The sequence below is a fragment of the Atlantibacter sp. MEI4A-1023 genome (assembly GCF_056155425.1).
Window position 1 is genome coordinate 4044660 of record NZ_CM149568.1, and the last position, 20198, is coordinate 4064857.

General features: G+C 50.2%; 23 protein-coding genes. 13 read left to right on the forward strand and 10 right to left on the reverse strand.

What is annotated here, in order from left to right; translation table 11 throughout:
• Window positions 1-14 precede the first annotated feature (14 nt).
• Window positions 15-1427, reverse strand: a complete 1413-nt coding sequence (gene uxaC / locus ACVV26_RS19150; protein ID WP_474798854.1) for a glucuronate isomerase — start codon at window positions 1425-1427, stop codon at window positions 15-17.
• A 461-nt stretch (window positions 1428-1888) separates the two neighbouring features.
• On the opposite strand from uxaC, the gene ACVV26_RS19155 reads away from it, so the two are divergent.
• The 8 genes from ACVV26_RS19155 to ACVV26_RS19190 all read left to right on the forward strand — a co-directional run bounded on the left by ACVV26_RS19155 (window position 1889) and on the right by ACVV26_RS19190 (window position 6994).
• The gene (locus tag ACVV26_RS19155) at window positions 1889-3190 is read left to right on the forward strand and encodes an MFS transporter (RefSeq protein ID WP_474798856.1); all 1302 of its coding nucleotides are present in this window, start codon (window positions 1889-1891) and stop codon (window positions 3188-3190) included.
• 126 nt (window positions 3191-3316) lie between these two features.
• Window positions 3317-4096, forward strand: a complete 780-nt coding sequence (gene exuR / locus ACVV26_RS19160; RefSeq protein ID WP_474798858.1) for a transcriptional regulator ExuR — start codon at window positions 3317-3319, stop codon at window positions 4094-4096.
• A 322-nt stretch (window positions 4097-4418) separates the two neighbouring features.
• A complete protein-coding gene (yqjA, locus tag ACVV26_RS19165; protein WP_183169693.1) occupies window positions 4419-5081 on the forward strand; it encodes a DedA family general envelope maintenance protein YqjA in 663 nt (220 codons plus the stop codon).
• Window positions 5082-5085: 4 nt separating this feature from the next.
• Window positions 5086-5463, forward strand: coding sequence for an EnvZ/OmpR regulon moderator MzrA (gene mzrA, locus ACVV26_RS19170; RefSeq protein WP_312985545.1), 378 nt, complete (start codon window positions 5086-5088; stop codon window positions 5461-5463).
• A gap of 144 nt (window positions 5464-5607) precedes the next feature.
• A complete protein-coding gene (locus tag ACVV26_RS19175; protein WP_312985547.1) occupies window positions 5608-5973 on the forward strand; it encodes a DUF1090 domain-containing protein in 366 nt (121 codons plus the stop codon).
• 31 nt (window positions 5974-6004) lie between these two features.
• Window positions 6005-6307, forward strand: coding sequence for an ElaB/YgaM/YqjD family protein (locus ACVV26_RS19180; RefSeq protein ID WP_312985549.1), 303 nt, complete (start codon window positions 6005-6007; stop codon window positions 6305-6307).
• A 1-nt stretch (window position 6308) separates the two neighbouring features.
• Window positions 6309-6707, forward strand: a complete 399-nt coding sequence (locus tag ACVV26_RS19185) for a phage holin family protein (RefSeq protein WP_002437598.1) — start codon at window positions 6309-6311, stop codon at window positions 6705-6707.
• Entirely contained in the window at window positions 6704-6994 is a 291-nt protein-coding gene (locus ACVV26_RS19190; RefSeq protein ID WP_312985551.1) for a YqjK-like family protein, read from the forward strand. Before ACVV26_RS19185 ends, ACVV26_RS19190 begins: the two co-directional genes overlap by 4 nt.
• A 55-nt stretch (window positions 6995-7049) precedes the next feature.
• Here the strand turns inward: ACVV26_RS19190 and ACVV26_RS19195 are convergent, their stop codons facing one another.
• From ACVV26_RS19195 to ACVV26_RS19225, 7 genes are all read right to left on the reverse strand, one after another.
• The gene (locus tag ACVV26_RS19195) at window positions 7050-7727 is read right to left on the reverse strand and encodes a DUF1120 domain-containing protein (RefSeq protein WP_474798860.1); all 678 of its coding nucleotides are present in this window, start codon (window positions 7725-7727) and stop codon (window positions 7050-7052) included.
• A gap of 268 nt (window positions 7728-7995) precedes the next feature.
• Window positions 7996-8292 carry a hypothetical protein gene (locus ACVV26_RS19200; protein WP_474798862.1) on the reverse strand — a complete coding sequence of 99 codons (297 nt, stop codon included), beginning with the start codon at window positions 8290-8292 and terminating at the stop codon, window positions 7996-7998.
• Between the two features lie 264 nt (window positions 8293-8556).
• On the reverse strand, window positions 8557-9105 hold the full coding sequence (locus ACVV26_RS19205; protein WP_474798864.1) for a DUF1120 domain-containing protein: 549 nt from the start codon (window positions 9103-9105) through the stop codon (window positions 8557-8559).
• Window positions 9096-11528 carry a fimbrial biogenesis usher protein gene (locus ACVV26_RS19210; RefSeq protein ID WP_474798866.1) on the reverse strand — a complete coding sequence of 811 codons (2433 nt, stop codon included), beginning with the start codon at window positions 11526-11528 and terminating at the stop codon, window positions 9096-9098. Before ACVV26_RS19210 ends, ACVV26_RS19205 begins: the two co-directional genes overlap by 10 nt.
• A gap of 21 nt (window positions 11529-11549) precedes the next feature.
• A complete protein-coding gene (locus ACVV26_RS19215) occupies window positions 11550-12251 on the reverse strand; it encodes a fimbria/pilus chaperone family protein (protein ID WP_474798868.1) in 702 nt (233 codons plus the stop codon).
• 160 nt (window positions 12252-12411) lie between these two features.
• Entirely contained in the window at window positions 12412-13095 is a 684-nt protein-coding gene (locus tag ACVV26_RS19220) for a DUF1120 domain-containing protein (protein ID WP_474798870.1), read from the reverse strand.
• 284 nt (window positions 13096-13379) lie between these two features.
• Window positions 13380-14057 carry a DUF1120 domain-containing protein gene (locus tag ACVV26_RS19225; RefSeq protein WP_474798872.1) on the reverse strand — a complete coding sequence of 226 codons (678 nt, stop codon included), beginning with the start codon at window positions 14055-14057 and terminating at the stop codon, window positions 13380-13382.
• Between the two features lie 783 nt (window positions 14058-14840).
• On the opposite strand from ACVV26_RS19225, the gene ACVV26_RS19230 reads away from it, so the two are divergent.
• From ACVV26_RS19230 to ACVV26_RS19240, 3 genes are all read left to right on the forward strand, one after another.
• Complete coding sequence (locus tag ACVV26_RS19230) at window positions 14841-15233, forward strand: DoxX family protein (protein WP_474798874.1); 393 nt, start codon at window positions 14841-14843, stop codon at window positions 15231-15233.
• Between the two features lie 68 nt (window positions 15234-15301).
• Window positions 15302-16288 (forward strand): glutathione S-transferase family protein, encoded by a 987-nt coding sequence (locus tag ACVV26_RS19235; protein WP_474798876.1) that lies wholly within the window; start codon window positions 15302-15304, stop codon window positions 16286-16288.
• A 129-nt stretch (window positions 16289-16417) separates the two neighbouring features.
• On the forward strand, window positions 16418-16783 hold the full coding sequence (locus ACVV26_RS19240; RefSeq protein WP_312985568.1) for a DUF805 domain-containing protein: 366 nt from the start codon (window positions 16418-16420) through the stop codon (window positions 16781-16783).
• Between the two features lie 27 nt (window positions 16784-16810).
• On the opposite strand, the gene yhaJ is transcribed toward ACVV26_RS19240, so the two are convergent.
• Window positions 16811-17713, reverse strand: a complete 903-nt coding sequence (yhaJ, locus tag ACVV26_RS19245; RefSeq protein ID WP_312985569.1) for a DNA-binding transcriptional regulator YhaJ — start codon at window positions 17711-17713, stop codon at window positions 16811-16813.
• Window positions 17714-17816: 103 nt separating this feature from the next.
• On the opposite strand from yhaJ, the gene ACVV26_RS19250 reads away from it, so the two are divergent.
• Both ACVV26_RS19250 and ACVV26_RS19255 read left to right on the forward strand, forming a co-directional pair.
• Entirely contained in the window at window positions 17817-18518 is a 702-nt protein-coding gene (locus ACVV26_RS19250; protein WP_474798878.1) for a pirin family protein, read from the forward strand.
• Window positions 18519-18539: 21 nt separating this feature from the next.
• The gene (locus ACVV26_RS19255; RefSeq protein WP_474798880.1) at window positions 18540-18704 is read left to right on the forward strand and encodes a hypothetical protein; all 165 of its coding nucleotides are present in this window, start codon (window positions 18540-18542) and stop codon (window positions 18702-18704) included.
• A 40-nt stretch (window positions 18705-18744) separates the two neighbouring features.
• On the opposite strand, the gene ACVV26_RS19260 is transcribed toward ACVV26_RS19255, so the two are convergent.
• Window positions 18745-19866, reverse strand: coding sequence for a ribosomal protein uL16 3-hydroxylase (locus tag ACVV26_RS19260; protein WP_474798882.1), 1122 nt, complete (start codon window positions 19864-19866; stop codon window positions 18745-18747).
• Window positions 19867-20198 lie beyond the last annotated feature (332 nt).

Here is a 20198-nt window from a genome sequence, read left to right on the forward strand (position 1 = left end):
TCAAACGGCCTTAATTAGTTCAGTTCAATGGCGAAGTAGTCACGCGCATTGTTAAAGCAGATGTTTTTCACCATCTCGCCCAGCAGTTCGATATCCGCCGGCGCTTCGCCTGCCTGCACCCAGCGGCCAATCATCTGGCACAGAATGCGGCGGAAATACTCGTGACGGGTATAAGACAGGAAGCTGCGGCTGTCGGTCAGCATGCCCACAAAGCGGCTCAGCAAACCGAGCTGCGCCAGTTGGGTCATCTGACGTTCCATACCGTCTTTCTGATCGTTAAACCACCAGCCGGAACCGAACTGCATCTTGCCCGGCATCCCTTCGCCCTGGAAGTTGCCAATCATGGTGCCCAGCACTTCGTTATCGCGCGGGTTCAGGCAGTACAGGATGGTTTTCGGCAGCAGGTTTTCTTCGTTCTGCTTGCTGAGCAGTTTGGACAGCTCTTCCGCCATCGGACGATCGTTGATGGAGTCAAAACCGACGTCCGGCCCCAACAGTTTGAACTGGCGCAGGTTGTTATTGCGCAGCGCGCCGATGTGGTACTGCTGTACCCAACCGCGACGGGCATATTCCGCACCCAGCCAGACCAGCACGGCAGTTTTAAACTGCGCGACTTCATGTTCAGACAGGCTTTCACCCGCCAGGCGGCGAGCCAGAATGCTGTCGAGTTCGCTTTCGTTAGATTCTGCGAACAGCACCACATCCAGCGCGTGGTCGGACACTTTACAGCCGTGCGCGGCGAAGTGGTCCAGACGTTTGGTCAGCGCGGTTTGCAGATCGGCAAAGCGGCGGATATCGGTATCAGAGACTTCGGCCAGTTTGGCCATGTAGTCGTTAAAGGTCGCCTGTTCAATATTGAAGGCTTTATCAGGACGCCAGCTCGGCAGCACTTTAACGCTGAAGTTGCTGTCTTTCGCCACGGTGGCGTGGTGTTCCAGCGAATCCACCGGATCGTCAGTGGTGCCAACCATTTTCACATTCATCTGCTGCATGATGCCGCGTGCGGAGAATTGATCCTGTGCCAGCAGTTCGTTGCACTGGTTCCAGATCTCATCGGCAGTTTTTGGCGACAACAGTTTACCTGTTACACCAAACGGACGGCGCAGTTCCAGATGGGTCCAGTGGTACAGCGGGTTACCGATGGTGTGAGGAACCGTGGCCGCCCATGCGTCGAATTTCTCGCGATCGCTGGCATCGCCGGTACACAGGCGTTCAGCCACGCCGTTGGTACGCATCGCACGCCACTTGTAGTGGTCACCTTTCAACCAGATGTCATACAGATTTTTAAAGCGGTAGTTTTCGGCGATTTGCTGCGGCGGGAGGTGGCAGTGATAGTCGAAAATCGGCTCGTCTTTGGCGTAATCATGATACAGACGGCGGGCGAATTCAGTGTCTAACAAGAAATCTTCGGTCATGAACGGGGTCATTGTGAGCTTCCTCTGAGCGAGTGAACCAGATGCGTCCAACTATGCTGACAAAGTTATCACACCAATTTCTAGTCACAGAGAATTATTTAGTGAGCAAGATCAATAAACGCTAACAAAAAGTCCACCACTTTAGGAGTAAATCCCGGGTAAAGCCGCGCCAGCACTGGTCTTCCAGGGCCTTGTTAATAACCCTATAGAGAAAAGCACTTTTGTGATGGCTCTCAACTTTTAAAGCTGTATGACAAGTTATCTTTGCAGCCGTCGCAAAAACAGCCTTAAGGTGAAAAGCGACTTTACCGGTACGGATACCGAATTGCCCCACAAACACTTTCTATGGCAAGGAACGGAACGTTTCAGCTAAACCCTGATAACGCCGCCGTTTCAGTTTTCGACACCTGCCGTAATTGGTCTGGCAGGTGACCGTGTAGATACGGTGGATTTCAAAACAATGAGGTTTTCACATGCGTAAAATCAAAGGGCTACGTTGGTACATGATCGCCCTGGTCACCTTAGGCACCATACTGGGTTACCTGACTCGTAACACCGTGGCGGCGGCAGCGCCGACGCTGATGGAAGAGTTACATATCTCCACCCAGCAGTACTCTTATATTATCGCTGCGTATTCAGCGGCTTACACTATTATGCAGCCAGTCGCAGGCTACGTCCTTGACGTACTGGGCACCAAAATCGGCTACGCGATGTTTGCGGTTCTGTGGGCTGTTTTCTGTGGCGCAACCGCGCTGGCAGGCAGTTGGGGCGGCCTGGCGCTGGCCCGTGGCGCAGTAGGCGCAGCAGAAGCCGCGATGATCCCGGCTGGCCTGAAAGCCGCCTCAGAGTGGTTCCCGGCTAAAGAACGTTCTATCGCCGTTGGTTACTTCAACGTCGGTTCTTCAATTGGTGCGATGATTGCGCCGCCGCTGGTAGTGTGGGCAATCGTGATGCACAGCTGGCAGATGGCGTTCATTATCTCCGGCGTACTGAGCTTCGCCTGGGCGATGGCCTGGCTGATTTTCTACAAACACCCGCGCGACCAGAAAAAATTAACTGAAGAAGAACGCGACTACATCATTGGTGGCCAGGAAGCACAGCACCAGAAAGACAACGGCAAGAAGATGTCTCCGTGGCAGATCATTCGTAACCGTCAGTTCTGGGGTATCGCGCTGCCGCGTTTCCTGGCAGAGCCGGCCTGGGGTACGTTTAACGCCTGGATCCCGCTGTTCATGTTTAAAGTCTACGGCTTTAACCTGAAAGAAATCGCGATGTTCGCCTGGATGCCGATGCTGTTCGCTGACCTCGGTTGCATCGTAGGGGGTTATCTGCCGCCGCTGTTCCAGCGCTGGTTTGGCGTGAACCTGATCGTCTCCCGTAAAATGGTCGTCACCATGGGCGCCGTGCTGATGATTGGCCCAGGTATGATCGGCCTGTTCACCAGCCCGTATGTGGCCATCGCGCTGCTGTGCGTCGGTGGTTTCGCTCACCAGTCCCTGTCTGGCGCGCTGATTACCCTGTCTTCAGACGTATTTGGTCGTAACGAAGTGGCAACCGCAAACGGCCTGACCGGTATGGCGGCCTGGACCGCGAGCACTATGTTTGCTTTGGTTGTGGGTGCGCTGGCTGACACGATCGGCTTCAGCCCGCTGTTCGCAGTACTGGCGGTATTTGACCTGTTAGGCGCGGTCGCTATCTGGACGCTGTTGCAAAACAAACCGATGGCGGAATTGCAAAAGCAGGCTCCCGACCCTAAACCCGCCGCGCAACATTAACCGGCGTCACTAAATTGACTGACAGCCGCCTTCCAGGGCGGCTTTTTTGATCCCGCAAGTGGAGCGTTTCCCGTAAAAGTGGTATAACAAATCAATGTTGTCCCGCAGTTCATTCCGGAGTTGCATATGGAAATCACAGAATCTCGCCGACTTTATCAGCAGCTCGCGGCTGAGCTGAAAAGCCGTATCGAGCAAGGCGTTTATCTGGTGGGTGATAAATTACCTGCCGAGCGCTTTATTGCTGATGAAAAAAACGTGAGCCGCACTGTGGTTCGTGAAGCCATTATCATGCTTGAAGTGGAAGGCTACGTTGAGGTCCGCAAAGGTTCGGGCATTCACGTGATTTCTAATCAGGCCAAATACCATACGATGCCGGATGAACAGCAGTTTGAGTTCGCCAGCTATGGTCCGTTTGAGCTGTTGCAGGCGCGTCAGCTGATCGAAAGTAATATTGCTGAATTCGCGGCGACGCAGGTGACCAAGCAAGACATCATGAAACTGATGGAAATCCAGGATAAAGCGCGCAACGAGAAATGCTTCCGCGATTCCGAATGGGATTTGCAATTTCACGTTCAGGTTGCCCTTGCGACTCAGAACAGCGCCCTGGCGGCGATTGTCGAAAAGATGTGGACTCAGCGCGTCTATAACCCGTACTGGAAAAAGCTTCACGAGCACATTGATTCCCGTACCGTGGACAACTGGTGCGACGACCATGACAAAATCCTAAAAGCGCTGATTCGTAAAGACTCCCACGCGGCGAAATTAGCCATGTGGCAGCACCTCGAAAACACCAAACAAATGTTGTTTAACGAAACCAGCGATGACTTTGAATTTAATGCCGATCGCTATCTATTCGCTGAAAATCCTGTGGTTCATCTGGATACTGCCACCAATAGCGTAAAATAATCTCTATTCTCCCGGTGAGGGTAAGCAAACCATGTATAGTGTCAGCGTTTGTAAATACCCTCGCCAGCGCCTCCCCCGGTAAGCAAAATCAATTGTCAACGACGCGCAAATTTTCTGACGCAATGCGCTGCGCTTTGTTACAATTAGACGCAATTCTTGGCTACAGTGTAAGTACCCACTCACTTTGCCAACCTGACAGGGAATAGTGCAGGTGCGATGTAATGCATAGCTTGATGTGGCCACCCAATTAATAATCACAATGTCCACGATGCTGTTTCCTTTATAAAACCTTTGGCTTTAACCGATGTGCCAGGAAAATTGAATGGAACTGTTTACCCAACTGTTAAACGCGCTGTGGAGCCAGGACTTCGAGACGCTGTCCAACCCCTCCATGGTGGGTATGTTGTACTTTGTGCTGTTTATGATTCTGTTTCTGGAAAATGGCTTGTTACCTGCCGCGTTCCTGCCGGGAGACAGTTTACTTGTGCTGGTGGGCGTGCTGATTGCCAAAGGGACGATGGGCTTTCCGCAAACCATTTTACTGCTTACCGCAGCGGCAAGCCTCGGGTGTTGGCTCAGCTACATTCAGGGGCGATGGCTCGGCAATACGCGGATAGTGCAAAACTGGCTTTCCCATTTGCCCGCGCATTATCACCAGCGCGCCCATCACCTGTTTCATAAGCACGGTTTATCCGCGCTGCTGATTGGTCGTTTTATTGCGTTTGTGCGCACGCTGCTGCCCACCATCGCCGGGCTCTCCGGGCTGAATAACGCGCGCTTCCAGTTCTTTAACTGGATGAGCGGGTTGCTGTGGGTGTTGATTCTCACCACGCTTGGCTACCTGCTGGGCAAAACGCCGGTGTTTTTAAAGTATGAGGACGCGCTGATGAGCTGTCTGATGCTGCTGCCGGTGGTACTGCTGGTATTTGGTCTGGTGGGATCGTTAGTGGTGTTATGGAAGAAAAAATACGGAAATCGAGGTTAAAAGGATGCGACAAAAACGGTGGACCAGGCTCACCTTTGCTACAGGTGGAGTCCTGGCGCTGATCTCACTCTGCGTGGCGCTTTCCGCGCTGCGCAATACCGAGTCGACGCTGGAAATCCGCGCCACGGCGCAGGGCGTCGCCATTCCAGACGGCTTTTCCGTCTGGCACCATCTTGATGCCAACGGCATCCGCTTCAAAAGCATTACGCCCCAGGACGATATCCTGTTGATTAAATTCGATTCCAGCGCGCAGAGCGAAGCCGCCAAAGAGGTGCTTTACCGCTCGCTGCCGCATGGCTTTAGCATCGCACAACAGGAAGAAGACAACCTGGCCTCCAGCTGGTTATCCCGTCTTCGTAGCGAATCCCGCCACTTAGGTTAAGACTTCCAGGATTCTGAATCTTTTCAGTTTCTTTGGGGTTTGCGTTATTACTTACTATGCTTAGTAAGCGCAATCCACTCCACCCGCGCCGTTAATAATCTGGAACATGCAGCGTTTTGCTGCATCACAATGGAAGGTTTATCAATGAAATACCGCACTATCCTGGCATGTATCCTTTTCTCAACGACCGCTGCGCAAGCCGCCTCGTTATGCCAGGAGAAGGAACAGGAAATCCTTCGAGAAATTAGCTATGCCGAAAAGCATAACAATCAAAATCGCATCAAGGGTCTGAACAAAGCGTTAAGTGAGGTTCGCGCTAACTGTTCCGACAGCGATTTACGCGCTAAGCATCAGCAGAAAATTTCCGAACAACAAGCTGAGATTTCTGAACGTCGCGCTGAATTACATGAAGCGCAGCAAAGCGGCGACCGAGAAAAGATTTCTAAACGCGAGCGGAAACTGAAAGAAGCTGAACAGGATTTAAAGGCTTTGAAGGCTCGCGATTACTGAGCGTTAACCTCACTCACTGGAGAGAAGAACTATGTCAAAAGATAATACCGATCATTTGCGCGCAGAGTTGAAGTCGCTGGCTGATACGCTTGAAGAAGTGTTGAGCTCATCCAGCGACAAATCGAAAGAAGAGTTGAGCAAATTACGTGGCAAAGCCGAACGCGCGCTGAAAGAGAGCCGTTATCGCCTGGGCGAAACCGGCGACGCCATCGCAGAACAAACCCGCGTAGCGGCGGCACGTGCCGACGATTACGTTCGTGACAATCCATGGACTGGCGTAGGTATTGGTGCGGCAGTCGGTGTCGTACTGGGCGTACTTCTGTCGCGTCGTTAATATGGCAGAGTATCGTCAACCTCAAGGGCCGGGTAAAGGCGTTCTCGGCATCGGACAGCGCATTATCACCATTATTGTCGAAATGGTGGAAACGCGTGTGCGCCTGGCGGTAGTCGAGCTGGAAGAAGAAAAAGCGAACCTGGTTCAAATTCTTCTGATGCTCGGCATGACCATGCTGTTCGCGGCATTTGGGTTGATGAGCCTGATGGTACTGATTATCTGGGCTATCGATCCGCAATACCGTCTGAACGCCATGATTGCGACAACCGCTGTGTTACTGGTGCTGGCGCTGATTGGGGGCTTGATGACGTTGCGAAAAGCGCGTAAATCCACCCTGCTGCGCCACACACGCAAAGAACTGGCCAACGATCGTGATTTACTGGAGGAGGATAAGTCATGAACAAGGCTGAACGCGAATTGCGCAAAGCCATGTTGATAACCCAGGTCCACCAGCAGCGGCTCGACCTCGCGTCGAGCCGACGCGACTGGCTTGAGGTCACCGGCTCCTACGATCGCGGCTGGCATACGTTATTGGGCCTGCGTTCATGGTTACTGGTCGGCAGTAGCGTTGGCGCAATCTGGACCATCAAAAATCCGAATTTCCTGCTGCGCTGGGGGAAACGTGGGTTTGCCGCATGGAGTGCGTGGAAGCTGCTGAAGAATACGGTAAAGGATCAGGCGCGCTAACATCGTTCATAATAAGAGCAGGTAGTAACATTATACCTGCTCTTATTACTTTAACTTAGAGATAAACCAGAGAAATAGTAGCAGAACCGTCTAAATTAGTATTATCAGTGAGTGCTAATGTATCAGTCCCTTGTATTATTGCGGTCACCCATAATGGATATACTGTGACTTTTGCCGCTTTAGGGGTGAGCTCACCTACCGCCGCAGCAGAAAGGGTACGCTCATCGGCCCAATTAAGAATACCATATGAATAACGCGTGAATGCCGCTCCGTGATCGCTTCTTATCAGATCAGCTTTCACGCCATCACTCATGACATTGTTTTCATCAATCGCTATCATATAGGCACCAATATTTACTCCTGCCGCAGTTTTACCTAATCCCATAGCATCTGTTGAAATGTCATGATCAAAGCCATCAGGGTTAATATCCATGATCATACCCGTTGGGATCTCCGAGTCAGTACGGTTATCAATAGCCTTAAGCCCTACCATCATCTCAGTAGTACACGTTACCGTTAACGTCTGTGTCTTATGTCCCAACTGATTTGTTTCGGTTTTACTTAAATTCCCCAAAGCAATATGACCAAAATCGACCACACCGTCATTTTCCAATGATGGTGTACACGAGCCATTCATAAGTTTCCCGGTGACTTTTAAATCAACACTATTACCGGCATAAGCACCACTCGATAATGCACATAACATTATCATTCCTAACAGTTTCTTTTTCATATCATTTCCGTAAGTCAAGGTTAAAGGAGAAAGCGGCTATAAATTTAGTAACCCCTTCGTTTTTGCATATAAATATTGATCGCTTTAGTTGCACTGCATTTAACTTACCTATACTACTCGCTGAGCAATGGCGGTATGCTCAAGCACGAGACACTTGTGACAGATTAGTTTGCCCGGTTTCAAGCACCAAACATTCAGCAGATTAATATTCCCCATATAAATTAGTTAAAAAAGTATCATATAGTTATTTAAATATAATCAAGAGAAATCATGACCGAATCATCAAAGTTAGACTGGTCGGTAATCGCAAGTGTATCGGTACTTTATTTACTGCAATTAGCCGTAATGGATATTTAGTCACTTTTGCTGTTAAAAGAGTAACCTGCCGTTCAGTTACGGTGGCAAGAAATCGCTCTTCAGCGGGATTAAATAAACCTTTCATATATTTCGCGAAGGTATAGTTTAAATCCTTTTTTAACAAATCAACCTTAACGCCTTCACTTTTTAAATGGGCTATATTTACTGACACAGTGTATATATCGATATTTATCCCATCTGTCATCATAAAATTTTTCGCCCTATTTCCTGAATGATTTTTTCATTTTCACTTAAATTACCAAGCGGAATATGACCAAAATCACCAATGCCGCCATTGCTTATGTTGGAGCGTACGCGCCGTAATTTAGCTTCCCGGTAACTGTTAAATCAACAGCGTCGTCTGCATTGCCGATGCTCGTTGACGCGCATAAAACGAATATGTTTAATAATTGCGCATTCATCTTTTTGCTTAAATAAAAATCGCACGAGCCAATTACAATCAATGTAGTGGCTACTCCATTTCCACATTAAAATGCAGATTGCTTTCCGCTTTGCTTTTGTCATTGACTTGTGTATCACGGTCACTTAGTGCTGGACGCACCGTTAACATTACGGAAAATTGTTGTCCTTCAAGGATTTGCTCACCGCTGACCGGTACAATTCCTTCATTATCCCTCAACAGCCTTTTATCGCTGGCGTTGCCATTAAGCGCAAAAGGGCTATGACTGATTGTTTTGCCGATCATGACTTGTTTACCATCTAACGTGGCGCTGGACGCTGCCACCAGCACCACACTGTCAGAGCCAAAACGGAACCCCTCATCCTGATCTCCACCATGGACAAAAATCGCCATTTTTGCTGGGGCATCGCAGATAGCAGTTAACTGTACGTCTCTGTCATTCAGTGTTTTCCAGCGTTTATGCTGCCCGCTGTAGTCGCTGTCGTGCACTTTGCCGTAGTTAATTTCCGCGCGTGACAGTGATAACTGGCATTGCGCCTGTGCAAGGCCGCTAAACAGCAGCATCAGCGCCAGACCGGTTAGATATCGTTTCACTGACATACCCCTTTGGTTTGTTCATAGATTTCGTTAAGGTTGCGTTTTTCCGCCAGTTGATAGTCGATGCGACACTGTCGCTGGCCTTCGTCGTTCGCCATATACAGCGCTTTGATCTGATCCGCGTCGTTCAGGAACACCAGCCCATCATCTACCGCTGTCGTGACGTAGTTGCCTTCTTCATCAAGCAACGCAGCGTTTTTCGGCAACGGACTTCCGTTCGCCATTGTGACGTTGAGCATCACACGGCGTACATTAAGCACGCTAAAGCTCACGTTACTCACGGAACCATGCCCTGCCGCCATCACGGAAATCCCGTTATCAACGTCGATATTTTTAGGCAATGTGTCGGTATTCATTTCAACGCGTGCCGCTTTGTAAGCAGGCAGCGACGGTACAACCGCCTGGCCCCAGTGGTCGGTCCATACCGTACCATCTGGCGTGGAAATCTCTACGCCACTCACGTGATCGCCGATGTTAGCAATGGCATAGGTATCCTGTACGGCATAGGGTGAGAAGGTCACGCCATTTTTGTGCGCTACCACGCCGCCGTTCAGCGTCACGCTGCTGTTGCGGCTGTCCGAACCCTGAACCCCGGCGCTTAGCCCTAGCTGCGTGTAATGCAAGTTACTATTGATGGCACCATCAAAACTATTTTGATTGTCCTGGTTATCATGCTCAGTAGAAACGTTGTAATAGGTGTTACGTCCAATGTTCCCGGACGTGCTTACCCCACTGTGCATTTCGTCTCCGGTTTTACGCATGTAACCCATTACGCGCTGGTTGCCAAACGGCACCGACACGTTGACATACAACATGTCGCCATAATTCGCGTTGTTTCGGTAATCGCTGTCATCGGACGGATTAAGCAGCCGCTGCCAGTTCACCGATACTGAAGCCCAGTGGAACGTCTTACCCCATGAGGCGATGATGTAACGTGAACTATCACTTCCTTCAGCGCCCTGGCTCACGCTATAACCCAGTGAGAGCGCCCCTGCCGTTGGATTACTCCAGGAGGCATTTGCGCTGTACTGCCCGGTGTACTGCGTAAAATCATCGTCAAGCGTATCGGTAAGTTCGCGGTACCCCGTTGAGTAGCGGGTAGCGGAGACAGAAAATGCCAGGTTTTTCGCCGCGCTTACGCTGAGATTGATGTTGCCGCTATAACCCTGATTATCGCCGTACGCATCACGAGAGCCGCGTAGGGCGGCAGAGATGACGGTATTGCTGAAGGGCTGGATATCCGCCTGGGTGGCAACTGCTTCATAGTCGTCAGCCACCATCGCGCCTGCGCTCAGGTTCAGTCCGGGGCGAACACCCCAACCGTCAGAGAAGGTCGCTAACCAGGGCTGCCTGCCATCGTCACCTTTATCCTGGGTACGCCCCATCGCCACAGATAACCCTTGCGGCGCGGAAAGATGATTACCTCGCAACGCATCCGCCGGTATGGTGTAACGGCTTTGTGAGCCATCGGTCTCAATGACCGTCACATCCAGCGCAAGGCTAAGACTTGAAACCGGCACGTTCTCAAGGGTAAAGGGTCCGGCAGGCACCAGGGTGGAATAAACCAGACGCCCCGCTTGTTTCACTTCGACGCGCGCCTGAGGCGAGCTGGCGATACCCGTGACGGTAACGCCGCTACCGCCATTGTCCACCAGGCCGCTTTCCGGGAAAAACTGCACCCCGTTAATCGCCGCGCCGGAAAAAAGCGTATTACTGATGTTGATCTGTCCCGCCTGCATCTGAGACTTAATGCCTTCGAAGGTATGCTGCACGTAGGTGTAAAGCCCGTCGCTGTTGGTCTCGCCATCCATCCGCGTCATCATCTGACGGCTGCGTAGCAACCAGTCATGAACGTTGATGCCATCTTCCAGCGCCAGCTGATCGTAGCGGCTGGTAGACCCGCTATAACTGGACTGAGACGAGATCAATGAATAGTTGAGCAGCCCGGCAGTACCGCCATGATTGACGTCCGCTGGTAAAATGACATCGTTGGTTAAGGCGTCTTGCGGCACAACGAGAGAAAGCTTCTCCTCGCCGGGCAGCGCGGTCACCGTTGTTGTCGGATAATCCTTTTTATAGTCGTAGCATTCGGTTTCATCCGGTTTCTCAACGCGTAATGCAAAAGGAACGTGCAATCCCGCACGTTGCAAAAATGCCTGATCCACACACAATTCGCCTTCTTTACCGAAGCGCGCCGTCACCTGCCCCTTTTCATTGCCGTTGACCATCAAGGAAACGGGCTGCCGACCAGGCATAAATTTAGAAGCATCTGCAAAATAATCGCCAAGCGAAGCATCCAGCCCACGAGTTTTTAGAATATCCATATCAAATCGCGCGTCCTGGCTAAACGCTGGAAAACTGGAAAGCGCCACTGGAGCCAGGCAAAGACCGATCAGCGAAGAGATCCGCTTAATGCGATTATTCATTTTTATCCCAGAGATGATATATTACTGAGCCGCTAACGATGCGGTATAGCTCTCCACCTGAATTCCATAACGACTGGCAGGAGTAAATTTAATTTGAGAGTTTCCAGCAACCCCTTTCTCGATTTTTGCAGTTAACGTTTCTCCCGGCAGAATATAGGTTTTAGACAATTCAGCCCTAACATGGGACGGCAGTAATTCAACCTGCGACGCAAGACGAACCACATACGGGCTGGGGTTTTTCACAGTGATCTGCGAACCCGAAGCGCTCCAGTTCAGTAATGTCCACGCGTCTTTCACTACCGGTAAACTTGCCGGATGAATCAATACCGGAATATCCTGGCGAATATTAAAGCCGACCTTATTTTTACCCGGCATTTTCTGAGGGATGCCTTCAAAGGTGACACGCTTAAGATGCTCAACCGTTAATGGCGCGTCGGCTTTCATAATAAAACGTAAATGCTGGGTCTGACCGGCCTCGACACGTACCACCGGCTGCGTCACCATCAAATGGATGCCTTTATCATCGGCAAGATCGACCACGTTGGTGTAAAGCAGCGCAGCTTTAGGATCGGTATTTTTTATATTAATGCTGCCGCCTTCGTCCGCCTCATTAATAATTAGCAGAGAGGTTTCCGGCACCATGCCTGCCGCCAGCGAAACCATGCTATGGCTAAATCCGATAACTGCCATCGCTAATAAGAATGCACTTTTCTTGAGTTTCATATTTTACCTTTTCAATAATGTTAGCTAAGCGCCACTTCTGGCTTGCCTCTATAATTATCAAATAGCGGTTCAGACACCATCGCCCGTTGCTGAATGATGTATTTAGTAAATTTATAATTAATATGAATTATTAAAGGTAACTCATCCTTCCCATATATGTTTACAGATAAAACAATGAAATCGTTGAGGAACCATCCAGTGCGGTACTGTCGCCAATGCTTAACGTATTGGTGTCCTGAATGGCTGCTGTCACCTTTAAAGGCCAGCTAAAGGTTTTAGCGGCAACGGGTGAATAACTACCTGATACCAACATCGTGGTAGCCAATGTAAAGGTGGGATCATTTTTCACTTCACCCGCGCCAGATTTGCTCCAACTTCCACTACCAGTGCGAAACATTACGTCGACTTTAATGCCATCCGCCATCACGTTATTTATATCGGTATAAATGGCGTATGCTCCTAATTTAACACCCGCAGCGGTTTTACCAAGGCCAAACTCATAGTTAACGTCACTAAGATCTTCATTGTTATATTTCGGTGTCTTAATTTTTAATGTCTGGATACTTTCTTTTTTATTATCTGTTACCGCCCAACCAACCGGCGTGACTTCTATGCACGCGATGGTCAAGGTTAAAAAACGCGAACCTAACTGATTTGTTGAGGTTTTATTTAAATTACCTAGCGGGATATGACCGAAATTAACTTCTCCGCCGTTGCTTAGGGAAGGTGTGCATGCCCCAGCTTCAAAAAGCGCAGAAATTTTTAAATCTGCGCTATCGCTGGCAAAGGCACTGCCAGCCATAACAACAAAACTAAAAAGACAAGCCACGGATTTTTTAAACATATTATCAACCTTTATTAACGGCGGAACGATGAGGCGTTAAAATAGACTCCTCATGTAATTACATATATACCAACGAAATATAAGATTTTTTTTAACATACCCATGTCTTTTTCCTTATTTTGACGTTACAAAGCACAATGCTTCGATGGTAGAGATATGAAATAACTGAGCGGCCACAACACGCCAAAGTGCAACCTTATTTTCACAAGTTTCATGAATGCGCTTACAATAAATAAACAGTCGCGACCACTGGCCGCGACGTTATTCTATTGCCGACCACTCATTTAGATATAGCTCAGGGAAATCGTCGCCAGACCGTCCAGATTGGTGTCTTCGGTGATTTTCAGCGTATCGGTACCCTGCACCGCAGCGGTGACTTTCAGCGGGAATACACCTACTTTAAAGGCTTTCGGCGCAGTCTCACCGGTAACACCCGCGGTAAAGGTACGAATACTTGGCTTGGTTACGCCTTTGGTGCTTTTCGTCCATACGGTAGTATTACCATGACCCACGTTATCCACTTCCAGCAGGTCGCCCGCTGTGCCGTCATAGGTTACGCCAGTGGTTTTCGCCACGATTGAGTAGGAACCGATTTTTACATCGCCCGCTTTACCCAGGCCGTATTCGGTAGTGGCTTCAGTGACGTCACTATTATCTGCTGCTGCTTTGGTCAGCGTCAGAGATTGTAGGGAATCGGCATGGCCGTCCAGGGTAGTCCAACCCATTACCATGGCGTTATCGCAGGTAATGGTCAGAGTAACGTCTTTTGAGCCCAGTTGGTTGGTGTTTGTTTTATCCAGGTTACCTACCGGAATGTTGCCAAAGCTGACTTCATTTTTATCGAGAGTTGGTGAGCATGCAGCTTTGACTAGTACGCCTTTTACTGTCAAATCGGCAGTATTAGCTGCCATTGCATTACCCATTACACCCGCCAGAACCAATGCTAAAAGCGCCTTTTTCATTTATTTATCTCCAGTAAAAAAACATCTCATTAAGTTCATAACTACTGTTAATAACACTCATAAAACGATAAGCATTAACAAAAATGTTAAATAATAAGTAATAAACTTAACATTTAGTTGATTCGTTATCTGGATAATCATTAACGATCGATAGTGATGATTTAATATCACCGCTCCTATCACATGCACCAACAATCAGCGTCCAAACTTAAACATTTATCCACCTTTCATTGATGCACTTATACTGATTGAAAATTAATCCAATATTGTATTAATAAGAATTAATTCATCAAATTATCCCCGCTACATGCAGATTTAAAAAATCCTTACACTTTAATTTATTCTTAATTTTTATCTTTCTTTAAAGCGTTGTTCATTTATAACGAACAAGGTGTTGGATCTTATAGTTACAATCTATCAATAAGAATGGAATTGACTGTCCATTTATAGACAATTTTATATAAGGCATTTGTTTACTTATCAAATGCGATTTGATTCTCAGTGATTATATTTGTCAAAAATGAATATATAAAATGAATATATTTAAATAACGCCTTTAAGAATTATAAAAAAACTCATCTTCGCTATTCAATTTGCTTTGATTTATAGATTTTTTCATCATCAAAATTTTTGAATATTTTTGGCAGATTTTCTCGCTAACAATCCTCACCAGCTGCACTTACTATCCTTCCTATCAACAGCGAAGCCCACTAAGCAGTGGAAACTGCGAAATAATGACGCTTTACCGCCAGGTAACCGCGCACTGCAATCCCGGAGCATATAATGAAAAAATTTGAAGATATTGGAATTTTAATGGCACGTATCCTGATGCCAGTCCTGTTTATTACCGCTGGCTGGGGCAAAATCTCCGGGTACGCTGGCACCCAGCAATACATGGAAGCGATGGGCGTTCCGGGCTTTATGCTGCCGCTGGTGATCCTGCTTGAGTTTGGCGGTGGTCTGGCAATTCTGTTTGGCTTCCTGACCCGTACCACTGCAATTATCACTGCGGTATTTACGCTGCTAACGGCATTCCTGTTCCATAGCAACTTTGCCGAAGGCGTGAATTCTCTGATGTTTATGAAAAATCTGACCATTGCTGGCGGCTTCCTGCTGCTGACCATCACAGGTCCTGGCGCTATCAGCATCGACCGTGTGCTGAATAAAAAGTGGTAAGCCAACTATACTGAATTAAAAAAAAGCGAGGGTTGTTCCTCGCTTTTTCCATTCCGAGGAGGAGCAAAATGGGACAACTGGTTGACGGCGTCTGGCAGGATACCTGGTATGACACAGCCTCAACGGGCGGACGTTTCAAGCGTTCAGAATCCGCGTTCCGCAACTGGCTGACTGCCGATGGCGAGCCGGGCCAGAACGGCAAAGGCGGTTTCGCCACAGAGAAAGATCGTTACCATCTTTATGTTTCCCTCGCCTGCCCCTGGGCGCACCGCACGCTTATCATGCGCAGTTTAAAAGGGCTGGAGTCGTTTATTTCCGTCTCCGTTGTACATCCGCTGATGCTGGAAAATGGCTGGACGTTTGGAAAAGACTTCCCGGATGCGACGGGCGATACGCTTTACGATCATAAGTTCTTATATCAGCTTTATCTCCATGCCGATCCACACTACTCAGGCCGCGTGACGGTGCCGGTGTTGTGGGACAAGAAAAATGAAACCATCGTCAGCAACGAGTCGGCGGAGATTATCCGCATGCTGAACAGCGCCTTCGACGCCCACGGCGCACGTGCCGGCGACTACTATCCGCCGGAGCTGCGCGAGAAAATCGATGAGCTGAACGGCTGGATTTACGACAACGTGAATAACGGCGTGTATAAAGCCGGGTTCGCCACCAGCCAGCAGGCGTACGATGAGGCGGTGGAGAATGTCTTTAGCCATCTGGAACGGCTGGAGCAGATTTTAGGCCGCCATCGTTACCTGACCGGCAACCAGCTTACCGAAGCCGATATTCGCTTGTGGACCACGTTAGTGCGCTTCGATCCGGTATATGTGACCCACTTTAAATGCGATAAATACCGCATCAGCGATTACCTGAACCTGTACGGATTCCTGCGTGATATTTACCAGATGCCAGGCATCGCCGAAACGGTCAATTTGGCCCATATCCGCAATCATTACTACCGCAGCCATAAGACGATTAACCCCACCGGGATTATTTCTATCGGGCCGGAGCAGGACTTAAGCGAGCCCCACGGGCGCGATGAGCGCTTCCGCTAAGACTTCATGGCATCCTTCGGGATGCCTTTCTATTGACCCGGAGAATATTTACCACTCATTCATTCACGTCTATTCTTGAAGTGATCGCTTACAAAACAAGTGATTATTGCTGAAAGAGGCGCAGAACAAATGGATTGGTATTTTAAAGTTATTCGTAACTATGTGGGTTTTGGTGGCCGCGCGCGTCGCAAGGAATACTGGATGTTCGTGCTGGTCAACGTCATTTTAACAACCGTATTGAGCATTGTGGACAGTATTCTCGGTTGGCAAACGGCCAGCGGCCAGGGATATCTGGCGGGTATTTACGGGCTGTTGGTGTTCCTGCCCTGGTGGGCGGTGCAGTTCCGCCGTTTGCACGACACCGACCGCTCCGCATGGTGGTTACTGCTGCTGTTAATCCCGGTTATCGGCTGGGTCGTGATTTTCATCTTCAACTGCCAGCGCGGCACGCCGGGTGAAAACCGTTTCGGCCCCGATCCGATTCGCGAAATCTAATGGCCGCAGTGCGGCCATTTTCATCAGTTAGTTACGCAGGTGGGCGAACAGTTTGGGGATCTCGCGCAGACACCAGGCTTTCGCCTCCCCCATACTGTCACGGCGCCAGGCCATAATGATGTCGATTTCATGGGTCGATTCCGGGCTTACTACGCGCAACCGCCCTTCCGCGATATCTTTTTCAACCAGCGGATACGGCATGGTCGCCACGCCCATTCCCGCCAGCAGCGCGTTTCTTTTATCTTCGATAGAACTGACCGTCAAACGCGGCTGCTTATCCAACAGTTGCACCGTTAACACCGGGCGCTCGCGGGCGGTATCCGCCACCGCCACGCCGCGGTATTTCACGCGCGTCACTTCAGAAAGCGGCTCCGGCTCCTGATGGATCGGGTGATCCGGCGCGGCGACGTAAACGTTCATCAGGCTGTAGAGCTTGCGGGAGTTGATTTCAGAGGATGAACGGAAGTGCATATCCGGCGCGATAACGATATCGGCGCGACCCTGCTCCAGCCGCTCCCAGGCACCCGCCAGAACTTCAGTAATAATGGAAAGCTGGGTATTGGCTTTATCAGCCAGTTTATCCACTAGCGGAAACAGCGCGGAGGTGGGCACCAGCGCCTCGGTGACGAGGGTGAGATGGGTCTCCCAGCCGCGCGCCAGCGCTTCGGCATCGGTGGTGAGCTTATCGGCGGCTTCCAGCAGTACGCGCCCGCGCTCCAGCAGCATACGCCCCACATTGGTGAATTTGGTGCGGTGCCCGGAGCGGTCAAAAAGCACCACGTCCAGCTCCTCTTCCAGCTTCTGCATGGTGTAGCTGAGCGCGGAGGGAACTCGCCCCAGTTCATCCGCTGCGGCGGCAAAACTGCCGCGCCGGTCGATTGCGTCCATGACGCGTAACGCTTCAAGCGTCAGTGCTCTTTCTTTAGCCATCAGTGCTCATTCAGGAAATTTGAACATACCCAGCAGATTAACTGGCTAACAATGCAGCGTCCAGAGCCTTAACATAAAAGCTGGTAAAGAGAGGTCAAGAATTATGATTACGACGAGAACAGCCAAACAGTGCGGGCAAGCTGACTATGGTTGGCTGCAAGCTCGCTACACCTTCTCCTTTGGGCACTATTTCGATCCCAAATTACTGGGTTATGCCTCCCTGCGGGTGCTTAACCAGGAGGTTCTGGCACCGGGCGCGTCCTTCCAACCGCGTACGTTCCCGAAGGTCGATATTCTGAATATCATTCTGGAAGGCGAGGCGGAATATCGTGACAGCGAGGGCAACCACGTTCGCGCCTCCACTGGAGAAGCGCTGCTGCTGTCCACCCAGCCGGGCGTCAGCTATAGCGAGCACAACCTCAGCAAAGACCAGCCGCTGACGCGGATGCAGCTCTGGCTGGACGCCTGCCCGGAGCGGGAAAACACGCTGATCCAAAAAATTGAAATTCTGCCCCAGGCGACCCAACTGCTAGCGACGCCGGATGGTAGCAACAACAGTTTGCAGTTGCGCCAGCAGGTCTGGCTACACCATATCGAACTCTGTGAGGGTGAGCGCCTGTCGTTCCAGCTTCATGGGCCACGTGCCTATCTGCAATCGATCCACGGCACCGTACATGCGGTATCCCATAGCGATGAGAAACAGATCCTCACCTGTGGCGATGGCGCGTTTATTCGTGACGAAGCTAACGTAACGCTGGTCGCAGATTCACCGCTGCGGGCATTACTGATAGATTTGCCGGTGTGAGGACTGTCCGGGAAGGATGATATGAAAAAAAACAAAGGAAAAGCGAAGCAATCCGCTGCGCTAAAAGAGCAGGCTACGACCGCTGCGCCTTCAACACCTCAAGAATGGGGCTATGAAGAGATGCTGACCGAACTTGAAGCGATTGTCAGCGATGCCGAACAGCGGCTTGAGCATGAAGAACTGTAAAATTCAAAACCCCGCCAAAGCGGGGTTTTTTATCTCTGCCTTACTCGTCGAAATACCAGTAACCCTGGTTAATCAGCGCGGTTAACTCATCCACGAACGCCGGATTATCCAGCGCCGCGCCAAACTGTTGTTTACCGAGGGTGGTATAGCGGCACAGCGCATCGGCTGCCTGCGGCTCGACCGTCTCCAGCTTTTCGCTGTTGATAAAGAAGCTGTCGCCAATATGCAGCACCCGCAGCCCGCTGAGCCGTGTCAGCATCTCACCATCCATTAACGCGCCAAGCACTTCATCCGCCTCGTACGGCGGCTCTGCCGGGGCGATATCCAGCTCGTGGCGCGGCGTGGTGGCAAAGCGGCCAAACCACTGTTTGAAATCTTCCGGCTGTTTGATCATGGCGATCATCATCTCGCGCAGACGATCCAGCTCGTATTCTTCAACGCGGCCCGGGTGTTCCCGGCAGGTTAAATCTGGATCGCTATAATGCTCACCGCCCAGATCGTTTTCCAGCGCATAATCGGCAAAGCTGCTGATCAAGTCGCGGCCATTCGGCCCACGGAAACCGACGGAGTAGTTGAGCGCAGTTTGATGCGTGAAACCGTCGTGCGGAAATCCCGGCGGGATGTAAAGAATATCGCCCGGTTCAAGATCTTCATCGATGATCGGTGGGAAAGGATCGACGTGCAGCAGCGCCGGGTGTGGGCAGAACTGGCGCATTGGCAGTTTATCGCCCACGCGCCAGCGACGGCTGCCCATGCCCTGAATGATAAATACATCATACTGATCGATATGCGGACCAACGCCGCCGCCCGGCACGGAAAACGAGATCATCAGATCGTCCAGACGCCAGTCGGGCAGTATGCGGAACGGCTTAACCAGTTCTGCGGACGGCATATGCCAGTGGTTTACGGCCTGGGCCAGTAGCGACCAGCCGGTCTCGCCTAAGTTATCGAAATCCTCGAAAGGCCCGTTGGCGGCCTGCCATTGACCATTTTTATGGCTGACCAGGCGGCTATCCACTTCGGGTTCCATCGCCAGCCCTGCCAGTTCGTCCGGAGTAATCGGATCGACAAAATTTGGAAAGGCATTTTTCAACACCACAGGTTGTTTCTGCCAGTATTTCTCTAAAAACTCGGGCCAGTTAAGATTCAGTTGATAAGCCATGATGGTGACCATAGTGAAGACAAACGGGCCTGATTATAAAGAGGCGAAGATCTAACCCGCTTTGTCATTGGTCAAGGTCGGATGCGCCGTCCTGTAAAAATGGACAGTGTAGTGGGATGCTTATAAAGCAAAACCCCGCCGAAGCGGGGTTTCTGATGTATGAAGCTGACCGATAAGCCGCGTCCTTTTCATAGAGAGTGTCGTGGACAGTCATTCATCTTTCCATGCTTTAGAAAAAGCAAAACCCCGCCGAAGCGGGGTTTCTAATGTATGAAGCTGACCGATAAGCCGCGTCCTTTTCATAGAAAGTGTCGTGGACAGTCATTCATCTT